The 19119-nt window shown below is 63.2% G+C and carries 17 protein-coding genes; 10 read left to right on the top strand and 7 right to left on the bottom strand.

From position 1 onward, the window contains the following. Positions 1-36 precede the first annotated feature (36 nt). From ABIE35_RS19270 to panD, 5 genes are all read left to right on the top strand, one after another. A complete protein-coding gene (locus tag ABIE35_RS19270; protein ID WP_354517447.1) occupies positions 37-438 on the top strand; it encodes an L-rhamnose mutarotase in 402 nt (133 codons plus the stop codon). Beyond that, positions 435-1601 (top strand): L-rhamnose isomerase, encoded by a 1167-nt coding sequence (rhaI, locus tag ABIE35_RS19265; protein ID WP_354517445.1) that lies wholly within the window; start codon positions 435-437, stop codon positions 1599-1601. The genes ABIE35_RS19270 and rhaI overlap by 4 nt, the downstream gene beginning before the upstream one ends. Positions 1602-1610: 9 nt before the next feature. Continuing rightward, positions 1611-3653, top strand: coding sequence for a bifunctional aldolase/short-chain dehydrogenase (locus ABIE35_RS19260; protein ID WP_354517444.1), 2043 nt, complete (start codon positions 1611-1613; stop codon positions 3651-3653). A gap of 8 nt (positions 3654-3661) precedes the next feature. Further along, complete coding sequence (locus ABIE35_RS19255) at positions 3662-5170, top strand: rhamnulokinase (RefSeq protein ID WP_354517443.1); 1509 nt, start codon at positions 3662-3664, stop codon at positions 5168-5170. 157 nt (positions 5171-5327) lie between these two features. Then, complete coding sequence (gene panD, locus ABIE35_RS19250) at positions 5328-5759, top strand: aspartate 1-decarboxylase (RefSeq protein ID WP_354517441.1); 432 nt, start codon at positions 5328-5330, stop codon at positions 5757-5759. A gap of 65 nt (positions 5760-5824) precedes the next feature. Here panD and ABIE35_RS19245 read toward each other — a convergent pair whose 3' ends face one another. From ABIE35_RS19245 to ABIE35_RS19230, 4 genes are read right to left on the bottom strand one after another with little or no spacing between them, the layout of a single operon-like run. After that, positions 5825-7165, bottom strand: a complete 1341-nt coding sequence (locus ABIE35_RS19245) for a flavin monoamine oxidase family protein (protein WP_354517440.1) — start codon at positions 7163-7165, stop codon at positions 5825-5827. Between the two features lie 3 nt (positions 7166-7168). Beyond that, positions 7169-7501, bottom strand: coding sequence for a cupin domain-containing protein (locus ABIE35_RS19240; RefSeq protein ID WP_354517438.1), 333 nt, complete (start codon positions 7499-7501; stop codon positions 7169-7171). Between the two features lie 41 nt (positions 7502-7542). After that, a complete protein-coding gene (locus ABIE35_RS19235; protein ID WP_354517437.1) occupies positions 7543-8346 on the bottom strand; it encodes a MoaF C-terminal domain-containing protein in 804 nt (267 codons plus the stop codon). 34 nt (positions 8347-8380) lie between these two features. After that, complete coding sequence (locus ABIE35_RS19230) at positions 8381-9832, bottom strand: APC family permease (RefSeq protein WP_354517435.1); 1452 nt, start codon at positions 9830-9832, stop codon at positions 8381-8383. 196 nt (positions 9833-10028) lie between these two features. Between ABIE35_RS19230 and ABIE35_RS19225 the strand changes: the two genes are divergently transcribed. The 3 genes from ABIE35_RS19225 (at position 10029) to ABIE35_RS19215 (ending at position 12474) form a co-directional block, all read left to right on the top strand. Next, positions 10029-10628, top strand: a complete 600-nt coding sequence (locus ABIE35_RS19225; protein ID WP_354517434.1) for a TetR/AcrR family transcriptional regulator — start codon at positions 10029-10031, stop codon at positions 10626-10628. 149 nt (positions 10629-10777) lie between these two features. Then, on the top strand, positions 10778-11704 hold the full coding sequence (locus ABIE35_RS19220) for an AEC family transporter (RefSeq protein ID WP_354517433.1): 927 nt from the start codon (positions 10778-10780) through the stop codon (positions 11702-11704). A gap of 122 nt (positions 11705-11826) precedes the next feature. Next, complete coding sequence (locus ABIE35_RS19215; RefSeq protein ID WP_354517431.1) at positions 11827-12474, top strand: hypothetical protein; 648 nt, start codon at positions 11827-11829, stop codon at positions 12472-12474. A 90-nt stretch (positions 12475-12564) separates the two neighbouring features. On the opposite strand, the gene ABIE35_RS19210 is transcribed toward ABIE35_RS19215, so the two are convergent. Both ABIE35_RS19210 and ABIE35_RS19205 read right to left on the bottom strand, forming a co-directional pair. After that, positions 12565-15201, bottom strand: coding sequence for a trehalase-like domain-containing protein (locus ABIE35_RS19210; RefSeq protein ID WP_354517428.1), 2637 nt, complete (start codon positions 15199-15201; stop codon positions 12565-12567). A gap of 96 nt (positions 15202-15297) precedes the next feature. After that, a complete protein-coding gene (locus ABIE35_RS19205; protein WP_354517425.1) occupies positions 15298-16287 on the bottom strand; it encodes an LLM class flavin-dependent oxidoreductase in 990 nt (329 codons plus the stop codon). Positions 16288-16579: 292 nt separating this feature from the next. Here ABIE35_RS19205 and ABIE35_RS19200 point away from each other — a divergent pair, with 292 nt between their 5' ends. Continuing rightward, positions 16580-17560: an ABC transporter substrate-binding protein gene (locus tag ABIE35_RS19200; protein WP_354517423.1), complete on the top strand. Its 981-nt coding sequence runs from the start codon at positions 16580-16582 to the stop codon at positions 17558-17560. Between the two features lie 80 nt (positions 17561-17640). On the opposite strand, the gene ABIE35_RS19195 is transcribed toward ABIE35_RS19200, so the two are convergent. Beyond that, the gene (locus ABIE35_RS19195; RefSeq protein ID WP_354517421.1) at positions 17641-18570 is read right to left on the bottom strand and encodes a threonine/serine dehydratase; all 930 of its coding nucleotides are present in this window, start codon (positions 18568-18570) and stop codon (positions 17641-17643) included. Between the two features lie 78 nt (positions 18571-18648). Here ABIE35_RS19195 and ABIE35_RS19190 point away from each other — a divergent pair, with 78 nt between their 5' ends. Further along, positions 18649-19098: a GNAT family N-acetyltransferase gene (locus ABIE35_RS19190; protein WP_354517418.1), complete on the top strand. Its 450-nt coding sequence runs from the start codon at positions 18649-18651 to the stop codon at positions 19096-19098. The last annotated feature ends 21 nt before the right edge of the window (positions 19099-19119 follow it).

The following is a 19119-nucleotide window of genomic DNA, read 5'->3' as shown; positions in this document are numbered from 1 at the left end:
AACGATTCAAAGACGAGTAGCCCTGGAGAAACGCAAATGAGGGTTTGTTTCCGTTCCTCAGTCCAACCGGAACTGATGGCCGAGTACAAGCAACGCCACGCCGCCGTCTGGCCGGACATGCTGGCAGCACTGAAGGACGCCGGCTGGAACAACTACTCGTTGTTTCTGGCTCCCGACGGCCAATTGATCGGCTACTTGGAGTGTGAGGACTACGAGGCAGCCCAGGCCCGCATGGCCGTGACAGAGGTCAATGCGCGCTGGCAGGCAGAGATGGCCACCCTCTTTGCGAACAGCGATGTCCCGCCGGACCAGGGCTTTGAAATCGTCGAAGAAGTTTTCAACCTTGAGGACCAGCTTGCCGCCGCGGACGTCGTCACAGATGCGCCCGGTGCCACACACATAGACAAAGACCCAGCCAAGCAAAAGGAACAAGCATGAACACCACAGAATCGGCCCTGGGCCGTCTAGGGGAACTGGCCATTGAAGTGCCGTCCTGGGCCTACGGTAATTCCGGGACCCGATTCAAGGTCTTCGGCACCGCGGGTACTCCACGCACCGTCCAGGAAAAGATCGCCGACGCCGCCAAGGTCCACGAGCTCACCGGGCTGGCCCCCACTGTGGCCCTGCACATTCCGTGGGACAAAGTGGATGACTACGCAGCACTGCGTGAGTACGCTGCGGGGCTGGGCGTTGGGCTGGGCACCATCAACTCCAACACCTTCCAGGATGACGAGTACAAGTTCGGCTCCCTGACCTCGTGCAACGAGTCAGTGCGCCGCCGTGCCATCGATCACCACTTGGAGTGCGTTGAGATTATGCACGCCACCGGGTCCAAGGACCTGAAGATCTGGCTGGCTGACGGCACCAACTACCCGGGCCAGGACGATATCCGCGGCCGCCAGGACCGCCTCGCGGAGAGCCTCCAGGAAATCTACGCGGGCCTCGGGGATGAGCAGCGCCTGGTCCTGGAATACAAATTCTTCGAGCCGGCTTTCTATCACACCGATGTTCCGGACTGGGGCACCTCCTACGCGCAGACCCTGGCCCTTGGCGAGAAAGCCTTCGTCTGCCTGGACACCGGCCACCACGCTCCGGGCACCAACATCGAGTTCATCGTGATGCAGCTGCTGCGCCTGGGCAAACTGGGTTCCTTCGACTTCAACTCCCGCTTCTACGCGGACGACGACCTGATTGTTGGCGCCGCCGATCCGTTCCAACTGTTCCGCATCATGCACGAGGTTATCCGTGGCGGCGGTTTCGGAAAAGAATCCGGCGTAGCCCTGATGCTGGACCAGTGCCACAACCTTGAAGAGAAGATCCCGGGCCAGATCCGCTCGGTGCTCAACGTCCAGGAAATGACGGCCCGCGCGTTGCTCGTGGATACCGCAGCACTCTCCGAAGCTCAGCGTGCCGGGGATGTCCTGGCCGCCAACGGCATCTTCAACGATGCCTTCTACACCGACGTCCGCCCGGTCCTGGCCGAGTGGCGCGAATCCCGCGGCCTGCCCGCCGACCCGATGGCCGCATACAAGGCCAGCGGATACCAGAAGAAGATCAATGAGGACCGCGCAGGCGGCCAGCAAGCCGGATGGGGCGCGTAAGGCATGAACATGCAGAACACAGCTAAGACTGTTGAAGACCTGATTTCCCGTTCCAACCGCCTGGGCGCGGACAAGCGGAACACCAACTTCGCGGGCGGCAACACCTCCGCCAAGGGCACCGAGAAGGACCCGGTGACGGGCCAGGACGTAGAGCTTCTATGGGTCAAGGGCTCGGGTGGCGACCTCGGCACCCTGAAGGCTGAGAACCTGGCTGTACTCCGGCTGGACCGGCTGCAGGCACTCAAGGATGTTTACCCCGGCGTCGAGCGTGAAGACGAAATGGTGGCAGCGTTCGATTACTGCCTGCACGGCAAGGGCGGCGCAGCGCCGTCCATCGATACCGCCATGCACGGGCTCGTTGATGCTGCGCACGTTGACCACCTGCACCCGGACTCCGGCATCGCCATCGCCACCGCGGTGGACGGCGAAGCGCTGACCTCCAAGGTGTTCGGCAGCAAAGTTGTCTGGGTTCCCTGGCGCCGCCCCGGATTCCAGCTCGGCCTGGACATCGCGGCGATAAAGGAAGCCAACCCGCAGGCCATCGGCACCATCCTGGGCGGCCACGGCATCACCGCCTGGGGCGCCACCAGCGAAGAAGCAGAGGCCAACTCGCTCTGGATCATTGACCAGGCCGAGAACTACATCAAGGACAACGGCAAGGCCGAGCCCTTTGGTGCCAAGCTCCCCGGCTACGGCGCCCTCCCGGAAACTGAAAGAAAAGCCAAGGCAGCCGCCCTCGCTCCCGTGATCCGCGGCCTGGCCTCCACGGACAAGCCGCAGCTGGGACACTTCAGTGATGACGCCGTCGTTCTTGAATTCCTTGCTTCGGAAGAGCACCCGCGCCTCGGTGCGCTGGGCACCTCCTGCCCGGACCACTTCCTGCGCACCAAGGTCAAGCCGCTGGTCCTTGATCTGCCGGCCGACGCCCCGCTGGAACAGGCAATCAACCGTTTGAAGGAACTGCACGCGGCCTACCGCGAGGATTACCAGGCATACTACGACCGCCATGCAGACGCTGATTCGCCCGCGCTACGTGGCGCTGACCCGGCAATCGTGCTGATTCCGGGCGTGGGTATGTTCTCCTTCGGGAAGGACAAGCAGACCGCCCGCGTGGCCGGCGAGTTCTACATCAACGCCATCAACGTGATGCGCGGCGCCGAGGCCATCTCCACCTACGCCCCCATCGAGGAATCCGAGAAATTCCGCATCGAGTACTGGGCCTTGGAAGAAGCCAAGCTCGCCCGCATGCCCAAGCCCAAGTCCCACGCCACCCGCATCGCGCTGGTGACCGGAGCGGCGTCGGGCATTGGCAAGGCGATCGCCACCCGCCTGGCGTCCGACGGCGCGTGCGTAGTGATTGCCGACCTGAACCTTGAGAACGCGCAAAAGGTCGCCGAGGAACTGGGCGGTTCCGACGTCGCCATCGGCGTCCAGGCCGATGTCACCGACGAAGCCCAGATTGCTGCCGCCATGCAGGAAGCCGTGCTCGCGTTCGGCGGCCTGGACCTGGTGGTCAACAACGCCGGCCTGTCCATCTCCAAGCCGCTGCTGGAGACCACGGAAAAGGACTGGGACCTCCAGCACAACGTCATGGCCAAGGGCTCGTTCCTGGTGTCCAAGGCCGCGGCCAAGGTCATGATCGATCAGGGCCTGGGCGGAGACATCATCTACATCTCCTCCAAGAACTCGGTCTTTGCCGGTCCGAACAACATCGCCTACTCTGCCACCAAGGCGGACCAGGCCCACCAGGTCCGCCTCCTCGCCGCGGAATTGGGCGAATACGGTGTCCGCGTCAACGGCATCAACCCCGATGGCGTGGTCCGCGGCTCCGGCATCTTCGCCGGCGGCTGGGGCGCCAAGCGTGCCGCGGTGTACGGCGTGGACGAGCAGGAACTGGGCAAGTACTACGCCCAGCGCACGCTGCTCAAGCGTGAAGTCCTCCCGGAACACGTGGCCAACGCCGCCTCCGTGCTCACCAGCAACGAGCTGTCGCACACTACCGGCCTCCACATCCCCGTGGACGCCGGCGTCGCGGCGGCATTCCTCCGCTAGGACTGGCAGTGAGCAACGGAACCACCGCAGGCACCGTCCCGGCACTCGCCGGGACGGTGTCCGGCCCCAACGCAGTGTTCGCCGCCATCGACATCGGAGCGTCCTCCGGCCGTGTCATGCTGGGCCGCGTTTCCGCAGCATCCGGCGTGGCCCTCGAGACGATTCATCGCTTTCCCAACGGAGTTATGGAGCTCGACGGCGGCCTCCGCTGGGATTTCGATGCCCTGTTCGCGCAGGTTCTCAAGGGCCTGGTAGCTGCCGCTGCGGTGGCGCGCGGGAATGGCGAGCGCATCGTGAGCATCGGCATCGACACGTGGGCGGTGGACTATGGCTTGGTGAACGACGCCGGTGACCTCACCTCGGTGCCGTTCAGCTACCGGGACGAGCGCAGCCGGGCCACCGTCCAGCGGGTGCACTCAGCAATTTCTCCTGAAACGCTCTACGCCACCACGGGCCTGCAGTTCCTGCAGTTCAACACCTTGTACCAGCTCGCAGCGGAGCCAAATCTGGACGGCGTGCAGGCCCTGCTGATTCCGGACCTGATCGCTTTCCTGCTGACAGGTGAGCGCCGGACTGAAGCCACGAATGCTTCCACTACCGGCCTGTTCGATGCCGTGGGCGGCGAGTGGGCCACCGAATTCCTGGACGCTCTGGGACTGCCCCGGACCATCTTCCCTGAGCTCATCCAGCCGGGGGAAACCGTGGGCACACTGTTGCCCTGGGTCCTTGAGCAGACGGGTCTCCCCACGGACACCACAGTGGTTGCCGTGGGTTCGCATGACACCGCCTCGGCCGTGGCAGCGGTCCCAGCTGGGCTCAAAGACTTTGCCTACATTTCCTCCGGTACCTGGTCCTTGGTGGGCGTGGAGCTGGACAAACCCGTCCTCACAGAAGCCAGCCGCCAAGCCAACTTCACCAACGAACGCGGCGTGGACGGCACCATCCGGTACCTCCGCAACGTGGGTGGTCTTTGGCTCCTTAGCGAATGCCAGCGTGCCTGGGCCGCGGAAGGCTACACCCAAGCACTCCCGGCGCTGCTGGACTCGGCAGCCGCACTTCCGGCCGGCGGTCCGCAGATCAATGCCGATGATCCTGCGTTCACGGCCCCGGACAACATGCCGGACCGTATCCGCGCAGCCGTGGGCAACAACGGTGCGGTGCTCCCGGACCGGCCTGCCGCCGTCGTGCGGTGCATTATGGACAGCCTCGCGGCCGGTTACGCGCGCACGTTGGCCGACGCCGAGCGCCTTACGGGCCGCAGCACCAGCGTGGTGCACATTGTGGGCGGCGGTTCGCAAAACCGGCTCCTGTGCCAGCTCACTGCCGATGCCACGGGCAAGCTTGTGATCGCAGGACCCGTTGAGGCGACTGCCCAGGGCAATGTCCTGATGCAGGCACGCGCGGCAGGGGTGGTAGCCGGTGGGCTGGCCGAGCTGCGTGCGCTGGTGGTGGCAGGAACGAGCCTGGAACGCTACGAGTTTAGCGGTGCACGCGTTGTCAGTGGCGTCTCGTCCTGACCCGCTTTGATGCGAGAGTGGCCGCGAAACAACCTGCACCGGTTGCTTTGCGGCCATCATTCCGTCAAACAAGGTCAGGAAGCCACAAGTTCCGCAGGCCTCCGAGTCTGGTACGTCACAGCGCCGGATGAGGGTGCCGCGCTAAACTGATCGCATTATGATCCGCACAATGTTCAAGTCCAAGATCCACCGCGCAACGGTGACCCACGCCGACCTCCACTACGTCGGTTCGGTCACTGTCGACCTGGACCTCCTGGACGCGGCCGACATCCTCCCCGGCGAGCTCGTCTCCATTGTGGACGTCACCAACGGCGCCCGGCTGGAGACGTACACGATTGCCGGCGAGCGCGGTTCCGGCGTGATCGGCATCAACGGCGCGGCGGCCCACATGGTCCACGTTGGGGACACCGTCATCCTGATCACCTACGCCGAAATGACCACGGAGGAAGCCAGGGCTTACGAGCCCCGGGTAGTCCACGTGGGCAAGGACAACACGATCCTGCAGCTCGGCAATGACCCCGCAGAGGGGCACACCCCCGGCCTGATGCGCCCGCCGCACGCCCTGAACAACGCGGCGCAACTCAGCTAGAGTTCCACAACAACGCTCGACGCCGGCACTCAAGTGGGTGCCGGCGTCGAGCGCGTTTGGGCTGCTTAGCCGACGGCAGCAGGAGCCTGGAGGGGTGACGTTGCACCATTGCCCAGTGCGGATGCTGCGTGCCGTGCGGCGTCGAGGCCGCTCTCGATGGCACCGTCGATGAACCCTCCCCACCCGTTGGCGAAGTCGGATCCCGCAAGGCGGATTCTTCCCTCCGGCCGCTGGAGTTCTGCCAGATACCGGGTCAGGTAGCCGGTGTAATGCATGGGCCAGGTGGACCGTGCGTGCTCATCGGCAACCCAGTCATGCCCTGCAACATCAAGTACTTTCAACCCCGGGACTATTGCCTCCAGGTGTCGTTGAGCTGCGGCAACGTCGTCGACGTCCACGGCCCCGGCGTCGGGACCGAAGCAGACCAGGGTGGTGGTGTCACGATCGATGTACTCGGCTTGGACGAAGTTGAGTGCTGCTGACTCGGGTCCAAACGCGACAAATCTTTCCTGCCGCCCTTCCACCTGAACCCACAATTTTGCACCGCGCCCCGCCTGTCCTTTTACTGCCGCCTCCCGTTTAGCGAGCGACAGCGCTGGTTGGATCTCAAGGTCGTTGAGCACGCTGAGCGGCAGCGCGAGGATGAGCTGGCGGGCCGCGTACTGCTTGCCCGCTTCAGTGGTCACGAGGACCCGTTGGTCATCCTGGTGGATGGACGCGACCCTCTGGTTCAGCCGCAGCTCTGCAGTTGAGTCCGCAAGGATCGCCTGGGCAAGCCGGTGGGTGCCGCCGTCGATCTTGAAGCTGGCGCACGCCTCAAACATGAGCTGCCAATCACCGCTGGCCACGGCGCACCAGCGCAATGCCTGGGTGTAGGCAGCTTGGTCCAGCCTGCCGTTGAAGTTCAGCGCCCAGAAGGATCTCAGGAGCTGTCGCTGATGATCGGGAAGCTCCAGGCGTTCGATGGCTTCCGAAAGAGTGAGACCGTCAATATCCGCCACGGCGGGGTTATCCAAGGGTGACCACGGCATCGGGAAATAGCGCCGCGAGTCAGCCAGCAGCAGCCGGTTCGGCCCATCCAGCAGTTCCATCAAGCTTTCCGCGGTGCCCTCATGCCGTGTGCCGCCCACAATCCAGGACGCTTTGGTGAACTCCGGACCAGGGAGTGCCTTGATCCCATACCGCCCCATTTCCGCCCACACATAGGGCTGGGTCCAGTGCACCCATGTGCCGCCGAGTTCCAGGTTCCGGCCAAGGCGTTCTGCCAGATGGGTTCGTCCGGCGATCCGGTCCCTCGCCTCCAGCAGCATGGTGTTGTGGCCACTGCGGGACAATTCCCTTGCGGCCGTGAGCCCGGCAAAGCCGGCCCCGATAATGATGACGTCGGCGGTTTCCACTTTGCCCACGCCTTAGCTGTAGACGAAAAACTCGATGGTCGGTTCCAGGACACTCCAGCGGGTCATCGCCCCTTTGGAGAGGGAAGCCATGGAACCGGCCTTCAACTCAAGGGTGTCGCCGCCCTTGACCTCGATGCGGAGGTGGCCGGAGACGATGCAAATGGTTTCGTCCTGGTCAATGGGGAGGTCGAACGGTTCAGGCGCTTCTTCCGGTGTGACTTTCCAGATGCCGCCGCTCAACAACTCGTTTCCGTTGTCACCGGGGCGCCGAAGCCATTGGACAGTGCCGAGGGCAAAGGGTTCAAACGCTGCATGGTCAAGGTGGGCATGAAAGACCTGGGACATGGTGTAACTCCTCTGTGGTGGTGGATTAGTGGAGGCGGACCTCAGTGCTTGTGGGTGTCCTGGGGGTAGCTCGTGGTGTTCAGGACAGTGAGCCTGGAATTGAACGGCAAGGTGACAGGTTCCGCGGCGGGATTGTCCCAGCCAAACATCCGCCCGATGGAGCGCTGCTCGCGCAGGTCGATCAGGAGCACGGCTTCAACGGTCATCACTTGTTCGGTCCAGAAGAAGATGTACAGGTCCTCCGCGACGGCCCAAGTCATGCAACGGTCGGTATCAGCGAGCCCCGCCTCTCCTCCCCGGACACAGTGCCACGTGAAGGTCCCTTGGTTCAGGTAGATGTGCTCGTAGGATTCGACGTCGCTGTAGCGGTAGAAGACGCGCTTGCCCACGAGGTCGGAGGACCGTTGGTGAACCGTCGGCCGGCCGCTGGCGTTCGCATGCGTGAAGTCGGTAGTTCCCCGGACCTTGCCGTCCGAGGTTACAAACCTGGAGACGGCAGTAGTGACGGCACCTGTGGTCTGGTCGAAGATGATGGTGACGTTTTCGGCGTCGGCATCTTTGCCGCAGTCGTGGCCACGGACGAAATCAATGATGAAGATCCCAGGACGGGCTTCTATCGCCTTGTAAATAGCGGTCCCGCTGGCAGTGCCCTCGTTCCACGTCAGCGATGACGGGGAGAGGAAGTAGTACTCGATAGGGGTACCGTCAGCTGCCTGAAGGAAAATAGTCATGGCCACAAGCGCAGGAGATGCAGGCAAGGTCTGGTCTCCAAAGCCATCGAGCATGGTGGAGACTGGGGGCCATTCTTCCTCGGGAACGTAGTCCTGAAGTTCAGTTGAGGTCATGAGTTTGGTCCTTTTGTTGTGAGGGAGTTTGGATTCAGAGAATTTCGGCGGCGTAGTTGATGGTGGGCTTATGCGTTCCTCGCACCAGGCCGGCCACAAAGATGAGCGGGATGCCGAGGAGGAGCCAGCGGGCTACCCCTCCTTCGCCTCCGAGCAGGACGTCGTAGTTGTCCAAGGTCAGGTAACCCACCACGGCGAATGCCAGGAAGGAAAGTGCCGGAGCAATCACCGTGACCCATGGGTTGTCCTTCGTTCCGGATCTGGCGAAGTACACCAGGATTGCGGCGGACGTCAGCAGCAGGATGGAAATGAAGCCTGCCGTTCCCAACGCCACGAACCAGGCAAAGACCGTAGCGATCGGGTCAGCACCGGCCAGGAGAAAGACGCTGATGATGCCCAGGACCACCAGCGAATTGACCAATCCTGCAAACGACGGCGCCCCGGTGGCGGACACGGATGACAACTTGGCTGGGAGCGCGCCTGCCCGTCCCAAAGCGAACAAGTACCGGGAAAACATGTTGGACAGGCCCAGGAGCATCGCGACGAAACTCGTGACCACCAATACCTGCATGGCGACGCTCAGCCAGGCTCCCGCGCTGGCTTCGGCGAGCTCGAAGATCATCCCGGAGGGATTCTCCGTGGCAACGGCCTGAATCCCATCGATGCCCACAGCGCCGCTGATGGCCCATGTGGACACCATGTAGAAGAGGCCGATGAAGGCGATGACAAGGTAGGCGGCCCGCGGGATGGTGCGCCGCGGATTTTTGGCTTCTTCCGCGAAGACAACAGTGGCTTCAAAGCTGGTAAAGCAGGCAAAGGCGAACAACAACGAGATTCCCAAGCCAGGCCCAAAAATGTTCTCGCCCGTAAACCCTGCGAACGTGAATATCCCCAGCCCCTTCTGGACGATGAGGGAGGTCACCAGTGCTGCAACCACCAGCGTTTCGCCGAGAATGAGCACGCCCAACACTTTCAAGCTGGCGTCCACGCCCTTCATGGTCAGGAATGTGGTCAGCGCCAGCACTGCGACGATCCAAAAATAGACCGGCAACCCAACCCCCGTAAGACTCTCCATGAGCTGCTGGGCGAAGACACCGAACTGGGACCACAGGCCTATCTGCAGGCTGAGATAGGTAAGGATGGCTATTCCGGCGCCTCCCGTGGCCCACTTGTTGCCTAAGCCTTTGGATATGTACGCAACGAACCCGTCAGCGTTGGTGATGTGTTGGCTCATCCTGAGGTATCCCACCGAAAACAGGGCTACCAGCAGGGCCGCGATGACATAGATCACCGGAGTGCCGGGCCCGCTCGCGGAGAAGATGACGGGACTCGCTCCAACAACGGCGGCCATAGGGGCGGCGGCGGCAATAGCGAAGAATGCTATGGCAAGGACGCCGAGCTTGTTCGCCCTGAGCCGCACGGTGCCGGCCGGGGAACCGGCAACTTGGGAACCGGCCGGGGCCGAGGTTTGACTGAATTCGTTCATGAGGCTGTTCTTTCCGGAATGCACTGGCGCCATCGCCACTGCGGAGGATAGGGAGTCCTGCGGCCGCGGGACACGGGGCTGGACTGAAGCTGCTCTTGGTGGCGGGTGATGCGGGCCACACCCAAACTATACGTTTGTATAGTTTGGGGTGTCAATGGGTTCCTACCCGGGATTTCAACGCCGCTAAACTCGCTATATGAGCCAGGAAGCACGCAAGTTGCCCTACGGAGACGGTCGGGATGCCCTTCTGGCTGCCGTGCTGGATGTGGTGGCAGAGAAGGGGTTGCGTGGAGCGACCTACAGATCAGTTGCCGCCCGTGCCGGCGTCAATCACGCACTGGTCACGCACCACTTCGGTTCCATGGAAGGCCTTCTGGCCGCCACCATGGAATGGTCCGTCCAGCGGTCCATTGAGGAGACCGGACTGTCGGGGATCGCGGACTTCGACGGAAACTTCGCCGATACTCTTATCGCCACCGTTTCCGCCGAACCGGAACTTCAGCTGTTTCAGTTCGAAATGATCCTCGAATCCAGGCGCAACCCGCAGATCCGCGCGATGGTTGAGCGCCTTTACGCCAACTACGTCAGCACAGTGGAGGACGCCCTGACGCGCCGTGGGCTGGACACAAGCAACGAAGCCTCACTTGCCATCTTCGCCGCCCTCGACGGCCTCATGCTTCAATTCCTCACCATCAGCGACCCCGTCCGGATCCGGTCCGCCGTCGTTCAGGTAGGGCGCTTGATATCCGCACTGGAGGCGGCGACTGGAACGACGAAAAAGCCAGCCACAAACTAGGGCCCGACGCCGGGCACCCGGCCCAGCGCCGGCGTCGAGCGCGTTCGGGCGTCCGCATATCGGAACATCCGCGAGAAAACGCTTACTCGACACCAGTCTATGGCTAGGCTGGTGTTCGTGATCCAACGATTCCCCTCCAGCGCAGCCTCATGATTGGCGTACTGCAGGGGTTCTTCGTTGTGTGGGCCATCATCCTGGTGGGCATGTTCGTTGGACGGCGCAACATCCTCGGGGAAAACGCCCGGTCGGTCCTGAGTTCACTGACGTTCTTCGTCGCAAGCCCGGCGCTCCTTTTCGAGACCTTGAGCAAGGCCAAGCTGCATGACGTCTTCGCCGCGCCGCTCCTGGTCACCGCCGTGGGTGCCGTCCTCACCGGTTTGCTGTTCTTCCTGATCGTGAAGTTCTGGCTCAAACGGGCCATGCCGGAAGCACTGATGTCCTCCATGAGCGCCTCTCTGGCCAACTCCGCCAACCTCGGCATCCCCATCGCGGTGTTTGTCCTGGGCGATGCGAGCTACGTGGCGCCATTATTGATCTTCCAACTCGCGTTCTTCACCCCGATGTATCTGATGGCCCTGGACGCCAGCACCAGTTCGCATCGCACCACTCCCCTGCGCTTCCTGCTGATGATCGTCAAGAACCCCATGATCGTGGGCTCGGCGATCGGCCTGCTGGTGGCGGGGACCGGATTCCAAGTACCGACGCTGATCCTGGAGCCCATCCACCTGATCGGCGGAGCCGCGATACCGGCCATGCTGATGGCGTTCGGCATGAGCCTCAATGGCTCCAAACCCCTACAGAAGGACGCCGGGCGGAGGCTGGACACCTTGCTGGCCAGTGGCTTCAAACTTATTGTGCACCCGTTGATCGCATACCTGTTCGCCCGCTTCGCCCTGGGGATGGACGGGCACGCACTGTTCGCGGTGGTGGTGACTTCGGCGCTGCCCACTGCCCAAAACGTATTCGTCGCCGCCAACCGATACCAAGCAGGGATCGCTGTAGCCAAGGACACCGTGCTGATCACCACCATCGTGGCCGTTCCCGCCATGATCGCGGTGGCGTTGCTGCTCGCCTAACCGCCAAATATGACGGCATCGGCGACGCGGTTCATCCGGCCGAGGTTCTCGCTGACTGGCATCAACACTGCCAGCTAGTTGTACTGCCCAAACGAGGTTTGTAGATCGAATAGAGTAAGAATATGGAACTTAGAAAAGCACCACGCACAACTGCCGTTGGCCGGACATTTGCAGGTGCCGTCCTCGCCCTGTCGGCACTGCTCACGTTCTCTGCGTGCGCAGCACCCGCCAAGGAAGCGCCGGCAGCCGACGCGGCTACGGCACCTGCGTCAGCACCCTCGCCGGAACCGGTATGGCCGAAGGGCGAAAAAGAGGGGACGCTGGCCAACCCCTACAGTCTCGGTGAAGAGATGATCGACGGTGACTGGTCCTTGGTCATCGACAGCGTAAATCTCGATGCGAACGCAGAAATCAAGGCGATGGACAGCATCATCTCAAAAGTGGCGCCGGATGCCGGCAAAACCTGGGTAACGTTCACGGCAACGTGGAAGTACAACGGGGCAGAGCCTGCAAAAGGTGGAACCCGGTTCTCCGTCGTAAACAAGAACTGGGACGGGACCTTCGGCACTGACGACGAGTACGGGACTACATTTAACAACGTGTCAACACTGCCCAAGGGGGAGTCGAAGGCACCTCCTGCGGAGAAAGGCTTCTCCATTACGGATAAGGTGATCCTGCAGATGCCGGTGGAGCACGCGAACACCTCGAGCATGATCGTCGCAAGTTTCAACGCCGCCGATTACAACCAGTTCCTCGTCAAGCTCAAGTAGCCGTGAGGCGGACTGAGCTCCCCGGAAGGAGCCACGGGTAATCAAGGGAGCTGAGATGCCTCACCCCAATGGCTGGTTCGGACAGGTGGGTTACTCCACGTCCGCGCTGGCCAGATAGTGGTCCAGGAGTTGCGCGCAGCGAATGAAACCCAGATGCGAGTACGCCTGGGGATGGTTGCCCAAGTGTGTTTCGGTGCCGGGATCGTACTCTTCCGGCAGCAGGCCCGTGGGGCCAAACAGCGCCACCAATTGGTTGAACAACTCCAGCGCATCGTCCAGGCGTCCCACCGCCAGATACGCCTCGATCAGCCAGGTAGTACAGATATGGAAGCCACCCTCCAAACCCGGCAGGCCGTCGTCGTACCTGTATCGGAAAACGGTGGGCCCCACGCGAAGCTCGCGTTCAACGGCAGTCACCGTATCCAGGAAACGCTGGTCCTGGGCGTCAAGAAGGCCGGACAAGCCGATGTGCAGGACGGCTGCATCGAGGTCCGGGCTGTCATAGGCCACGGTGTAGGAAGCCGCGGACTCATCCCACCCTTCGTGCAGGACTTCCTCGCGAATGGTGTCCGCGGTAGGCGACCAGTCCGCATGGGGAACCCGGCCATGCAAAGCGGCAGCCCGGAGCGCCCGATCCAGCGTCATCCAGCACATGACTTTGGTGTACACATGGTGCCGCGGCGGCCGGCGGGCTTCCCAAATCCCATGGTCCGGCTCGTGCCAGCGGGCCAGCACGGCATGCGCCATCTGCTCCATGAGGAACCAGTGCTGGTCCGGAAGGAATCCGCGCCGCTCGGCAAGATCGTGGATCAGCTCAGCGATGGGCCCGAACACATCCAGTTGCACCTGGTGGTCCGCGGCGTTGCCGATCCGCACCGGCCGCGATCCCGCATAACCGGGAAGGCTCTCCACAATGGCTTCCGTGGACAGCGGCGCGCCCGTCACCGAATAGAGGGGGTGCAGCCATTCCGGTCCCGGCGCGTTCTCCAGAATTCGGCCCAGCCATCCCAGGAAACCGTCGGCTTCTTCCGTGGATCCCAACGACACCAACGAGTTCACCGTCATGGATCCGTCCCGCAGCCAGCAATACCGGTAATCCCAGTTACGCGTGCCGCCAATGCCTTCCGGCAGGGACGTGGTGGGCGCAGCGAGGACGGCACCGGTGGGCTCGTGGACCAGCGATTTCAGCACCAGCGCGGACCGCCGCACCAGCGTGGTCTTGATGGTGGGCAGCTGCAGTGCCTTGACCCACTCACGCGCCACCAGCCCGACGGCGGCACGCCGGTGAGGTTCGCCCGCCGGGTCTGCGGGTGGCGGCTCAGTGTCACCGCAGCGCATATTCAGCACTACGGGACCATCACCCAATGCGACCTCTGCCGTTGCCGTGGCGTACTTGGCGTCGTTGGTGATGGTGAAAACAACGCCCGGCGCCGAGAGGATGATGGGATCCGATGTCCCGATGATATGGACCTCATCGCCGCGGATCTCCATGTTGAACGGCGCATTGGCGTAGTCAGGCCTTGGCGCGAACACCACTCGCGCGTTACCCGTCCCGGACAGGACACGAACCAGGCTGGTGATGCCCTCGGGTGCGGGCTCCAGGTAGTCAGTCACCGTGACATCGGCCCAGCGGGTTTCCACGATCATGGTGTTGTCCACGTAACGTTGCGCCAGTACCGGCGATGGCTTCACGGGCTCAATGCTGAAGTGGCCGGCGGGATCACCGCCCAGGATGTGAGCAAAAAGCGAGCCGGAATCCGGCAGGGGGTGGCTCATCCAGCAGACCTTTGCATCCGGGGTGAGCAGCGCTGTGGAGCTTCCGTTGCCGATCATCGAATGCCGTTCCAGGCCTACCGCGTCTTCGCCAAAGAGCCACGCCCGGCGCAGTTCGAACAACAAAGCCAGCACGTGCGCAAAGGCTTCCGGGTCCGGAATGGTGTGTCCCGCCGTCGTATCTCCCGGTCCGACGTGCAGGCCAAGGTCCGGTCCACGCAGGGTGGCCAGCGCCTTTTCATCGCTCTCTGCGTCGCCTGCGTACAGCGCGGCGCTGACCCCAAGCCTCGCGCGGAGCTGTTCCAGGGCTTGGCCCTTGGCCGGTTCTTCGACGGTCAGGTCCAGCACCGTTCCGTCAACGATGAAGTAGAGCCCGAACTCGATGGCGATCTTCTGCGAAGCGAAGACCACCCTGTCCACCACTTCGGGTGTTGCCGGACGGGTGTGCACCGCGACCCCCACCGGCTTGCGTACAACGCTGATGCCCTTTTCGAAACCGACGGCTTCCGTCAGCGCGGTGGCTACCTGTTGAAGCAACTGTTCCGTGGCGAGGGAGAGCGTGTAGGCATAGCCCATGTCGAACTCCACCCCGTGGGATCCCACCAGGTGGACCTCCGCCGGCAGCCGGGACACCGCGGCCAGATCCCGGAGGGACCGGCCGGAAATGATGGCCGTGTGGGTGTTCGGCAGCGCAGCCAGCGCACGGAGCGCCACGGCTGCGCTGTCCAGGGGCAAGGTCTCCGTGGATACGCCCTCCGCCGAGCAGAGGGTGCCGCCGTAGTTGCAGGCCACCAGCAAACCAGGAACCCGGGCAAGGACCCTCAGCTCCGCGAACAACTGCGGGCTGATGCCGTTCTCCGCGTCGGATTGGACCACAGTCCGGAGCAGGCCAAGCGGGAGCGATTTCATCAGCAGCGCGGAATCGGCAACTGATTGATTCAAGTGCGTAGGCATGGCGGATCCTTCCGGGGCGGATAGCTACAGTCTCCGCCCGGACGGTTTCGCTTGCATACCTCGTTGATTACCAACGAGTAAAGTCTTTCCTTGGATTTATGCGGGAACCAGGCCCGCGACCTCGGCCACCAGTTCCACGGACCGCAGGCGCTCTTCGGTGCCGATGCTCTGGTGGGCCACGATCAGCTCGTCGGCGTCAGCGAACGCCGCAAACTCATCAAGGTAGTCGCGCACCACGTCCTTGGTTCCCACAGCAGAGAACTTCATCATCTGGGCGATGTGCTGGCCCTGCGGAGAGTCGAGCACCATGTCCGCTTCGTCGTCCGTGAACTCGCGGCCCCCACCAAAGAACAACGAAACGCGGGCACGCTTCACAGCAAGGTGGATGGCCTGGGCCTCGGCGTTGGAATCCGCGGCAGTAGCGTTTACGCCCGCGATGACATAAGGCTCCGACAACTGCGCTGAAGGCTTGAACTCGCGTCGGTAGACGGCAACTGCGTCCTGCAGGGCAGCCGGCGCGAAGTGTGAAGCAAACGCGTAGGGAAGGCCCAACTGAGCGGCCAACTGGGCGCCGAACAGCGAGGATCCCAGGATGTAGAGCGGCACGTTGGTGCCCTTGCCCGGCGTCGCTTCGACACCTTGGATGCGGGTGGGTCCGGTGAGGTAGCCCTGAAGTTCCAGGACGTCCTGCGGGAACCTGTCCGAGGATGTGTGGTCGCGGCGCAGTGCCCGCATGGTGTTCTGGTCGCTGCCCGGCGCGCGTCCCAGTCCGAGGTCGATCCGCCCGGGGTGCAGCGTCTCCAAGGTGCCGAACTGCTCAGCGATGGTCAGCGGCGAGTGGTTGGGCAGCATGACGCCACCGGCACCGAGGCGGATGGTCTTGGTGTGGGCGGCGACATGGGCGATCAGCACGCTCGTGGCCGAGGAAGCGATGGCGGACATGTTGTGGTGCTCGGCGTACCAGACCCGCCGGTAGCCCAGCTCTTCGGCCTTCTGCGCCATGGCCACGCTGCCCGCGAGGCTTTCCGCCGCCGTCTGGCCCTTCCCGATGGTCGCCAGGTCGAGGATGGAAAGAGGAACAGTCACGGGGATGCCTTTCGGTACGTTGCGCGGTGCCGGCATTTTGGTTGCCGGGCACTTAAGCGACAACGACGGCGGCCTCCGGCTTATTTCTGTGAGTTGCGTCGCGCGGTGGTTTCCACCCGCTGTCGGGAGGCTTTTGTGACCCCGTTCGACGCCCGATTAACCGCCATGAACCCCTGTATCCCAGCGTTTCAGAGCACTTTGACCTGTATCAGTGGGCTGCCGGATAGTTGCAGCCACAAGTACGCATCAGACCGCCCTGTCGCGATGACCAGGACGAACCCAAGGAGAACCAATGGCACGTTTTGCAGCCAAGACCGGCGTCACCGCGGCGCTGGCCGCCACCGCTTTGCTCGGGCTCGCGGCCTGCTCGGACCCGGGTGCGACGGCGGCGACAGGGGCGTCCGCCCCGGCGTCGAACTCTTCCACCAAAGAGTTCAACCTGACCCCGCAGCAGGACCGCGTCAAGGTGTCCGTGGACTCCGCCGCGGCTGCCCTGGTTCCGGACGCCATCAAAGCCGACGGCAAGCTGACCGTGGTGACCACCGGCGGCACTCCCCCGTTGAGCACCTTCGCCACTGACAACAAGACCCTGATCGGCAGCGAAGTGGACATCGCTTATGCCGTGGGCGAGAGCTTAGGGCTGCAGGTTGAGGTTCTTCCCGTGGCTTGGGCTGACTGGCCGCTGGGCGTCGAGTCAGGCAAGTACGAGGCTGTGCTGTCCAACGTAACCGTCACCGAGGCCCGCAAGGAGAAGTTCGACTTCGCCACCTACCGCAACGACCTCCTGGGCTTCTACGCCAAGTCCGACTCGGACATCGGCTCCATCAAGGAAGCCAAGGACGTAGCGGGAAAGCGCATCATCGTCGGCTCGGGCACCAACCAGGAAGCCATCCTGGTCCGCTGGGATGAGGAGAACAAGAAGAACGGCTTAAAGCCGGTTGAGTTCCAGTATTACGACGACGACTCCGCCTCCCAGCTCGCCCTCCAGTCAGGCCGCGCGGACCTTACGTTTGGACCCAACGCTTCCGCCGCCTACAAGGCAGCCAAGGATGGCAAGACCAAGGAAGTGGGAACACTCGAGGGTGGCTGGCCGCTGAAGGCCGAAATCGCGTTCACCACCCAGAAGGGCAACGGCTTGGCCGTGGCAGCCCAGGCTGCACTCAACACCCTTATCAAGGACGGTAACTACGGCAAGATCCTGGACCGCTGGGGGCTGTCCTCCGAGGCTATTCCCGCGTCCGAACTGAACCCGGCAGGCCTGCCCAAGAAGTAGGAACCGCTGTGGCAGGGCAGACCTGCCGACGCCGAATCCCCGCCGGACGCCACCGGCGGGGATTCTTTGCGTTTCCTGGGTTAGAAGTGGGCGGGGTCCGTATTGGCCCCGCAGAGGATCACTGCCACGGTTTCGCCCGTCTGGGGAGTGTAGGCACCGGACAGCAACGCCGCGTAGGCTGCGGCAGCGCCGTGTTCCACCACTATTCTGTGCTTCTCCCAGAGGGTACGACGCGCCAAGATGATGTCCTCGTCCGTGACCAGGACGCTCTGGACACCCGCGCGGCGGGCAACTCCGAAGCCGATCTCCCCGATACGGCGGGCGCCCAGGGAATCAGCGGCGATGCCGGAGACCGCCACATCTACGGGTTCGCCCTTGGCCAGCGCGGTATGCAGCGTGGGAACTGTTTCCGGTTCGACGCCCACAACGCGAGCCCTGCCTTCTGCCGCGGCCGCAATGCCGCCCATCAACCCGCCGCCGCCAACAGCGACCAGGATGGTGTCGACGTCGGGCAGTTCATCCAGCAGTTCAAGACCCACCCCACCGGCGCCGGCCACGATCTCCGGCTGGTCGTAGGCATGGCAGTAGACCGCGCCCTTCTCCTCGGCGAAGCGCACGGCAGCCGCATAGGCTTCGGCGTACTCAGCCCCGCCCTGGACCACGGTGGCACCAATGGCATAGAGCTTGTGGACTTTGTTCGCCGGCGCGGACTCCGGGACAAACACCGTTGCCGGGACTCCGAGTCTGGCTGCCGCGTAAGCGTTGGCCAGGCCTGCGTTGCCGCCGGAGGCCACCACGACGCCGGCTTCCGGGTCCAGTTCGCCGTTTTCCTGTGCTGTGAGCAGGCGGTTGAACGCGCCGCGGGCTTTGAAGGAGCCTGTGTGCTGCATGTATTCACATTTGAACCACAGGTGGTACGGCTCCTGGTCGCCGCTCTCGGCAAGGGGCGTATGGCGGACCCAGCCCGCCGTCCGTGAGTACGCTGCTTCTACTTCTTCGCGTGTGACCATCGTGGCTGCACCTTTCCGTCCGCTTCATCCTATGGTTTGCGTGGGTAGCTTCAGCGCCGGTCCGCATAGGCTTGATCCATGTCTGCCGATTTCGCCCTCCGCCCGGCCGTTGCCTCGGACGCTGCCTGGATAGCGGAACTCCGGGCTGTGGTGATGCGCCCGGACCTTGAACGCTTGGAGCGTTTCGATCCCGTCCGCGTCCGCGAGCGCTTCCTGAACGGTTTCCAGCCGGAGTACACCTACATCATCCATACCGACGGCGTGGATGCCGGCGTCATTGCCGTTCGTCCCGAGCCCGACGCGCGGTGGATCGAGCACTTCTACGTTGCTCCCACCCATCAGGGCAGGGGTTTGGGCGGTGCCGTGCTGCGGCATGTCATGGCTGCCTCCGTTGACGAACGCCCTTTCCGTTTGAACGTGCTTCAGGGCAGCGCCGCCCGCCACTTATATGAGCGGCATGGTTTCATGCTGGAATCCGAGGACCCGATCGACGTCTTCATGGTGGCCCCAAACCCCAACGCCTCCTGACCGCCGGCCGCCCATGCGGTA

The organism is Paenarthrobacter sp. 4246, assembly GCF_040546855.1.
GTDB lineage: Bacteria > Actinomycetota > Actinomycetes > Actinomycetales > Micrococcaceae > Arthrobacter.
The sequence above is the reverse complement of the archived record's forward strand: the minus strand, read 5'-3'. Positions and strand labels throughout refer to the sequence as shown.

Coding starts and splice junctions, on each gene's coding strand:
- ABIE35_RS19270 (WP_354517447.1), top strand. CDS start 37: ATGAGGGTTTGTTTCCGTTCCTCAGTCCAACCGGAACTGATGGCCGAG.
- rhaI (WP_354517445.1), top strand. CDS start 435: ATGAACACCACAGAATCGGCCCTGGGCCGTCTAGGGGAACTGGCCATT.
- ABIE35_RS19260 (WP_354517444.1), top strand. CDS start 1,611: ATGCAGAACACAGCTAAGACTGTTGAAGACCTGATTTCCCGTTCCAAC.
- panD (WP_354517441.1), top strand. CDS start 5,328: ATGATCCGCACAATGTTCAAGTCCAAGATCCACCGCGCAACGGTGACC.
- ABIE35_RS19240 (WP_354517438.1), bottom strand. CDS start 7,501: ATGTCCCAGGTCTTTCATGCCCACCTTGACCATGCAGCGTTTGAACCC.
- ABIE35_RS19235 (WP_354517437.1), bottom strand. CDS start 8,346: ATGACCTCAACTGAACTTCAGGACTACGTTCCCGAGGAAGAATGGCCC.
- ABIE35_RS19230 (WP_354517435.1), bottom strand. CDS start 9,832: ATGAACGAATTCAGTCAAACCTCGGCCCCGGCCGGTTCCCAAGTTGCC.
- ABIE35_RS19225 (WP_354517434.1), top strand. CDS start 10,029: ATGAGCCAGGAAGCACGCAAGTTGCCCTACGGAGACGGTCGGGATGCC.
- ABIE35_RS19220 (WP_354517433.1), top strand. CDS start 10,778: ATGATTGGCGTACTGCAGGGGTTCTTCGTTGTGTGGGCCATCATCCTG.
- ABIE35_RS19215 (WP_354517431.1), top strand. CDS start 11,827: ATGGAACTTAGAAAAGCACCACGCACAACTGCCGTTGGCCGGACATTT.
- ABIE35_RS19210 (WP_354517428.1), bottom strand. CDS start 15,201: ATGCCTACGCACTTGAATCAATCAGTTGCCGATTCCGCGCTGCTGATG.
- ABIE35_RS19200 (WP_354517423.1), top strand. CDS start 16,580: ATGGCACGTTTTGCAGCCAAGACCGGCGTCACCGCGGCGCTGGCCGCC.
- ABIE35_RS19195 (WP_354517421.1), bottom strand. CDS start 18,570: ATGGTCACACGCGAAGAAGTAGAAGCAGCGTACTCACGGACGGCGGGC.
- ABIE35_RS19190 (WP_354517418.1), top strand. CDS start 18,649: ATGTCTGCCGATTTCGCCCTCCGCCCGGCCGTTGCCTCGGACGCTGCC.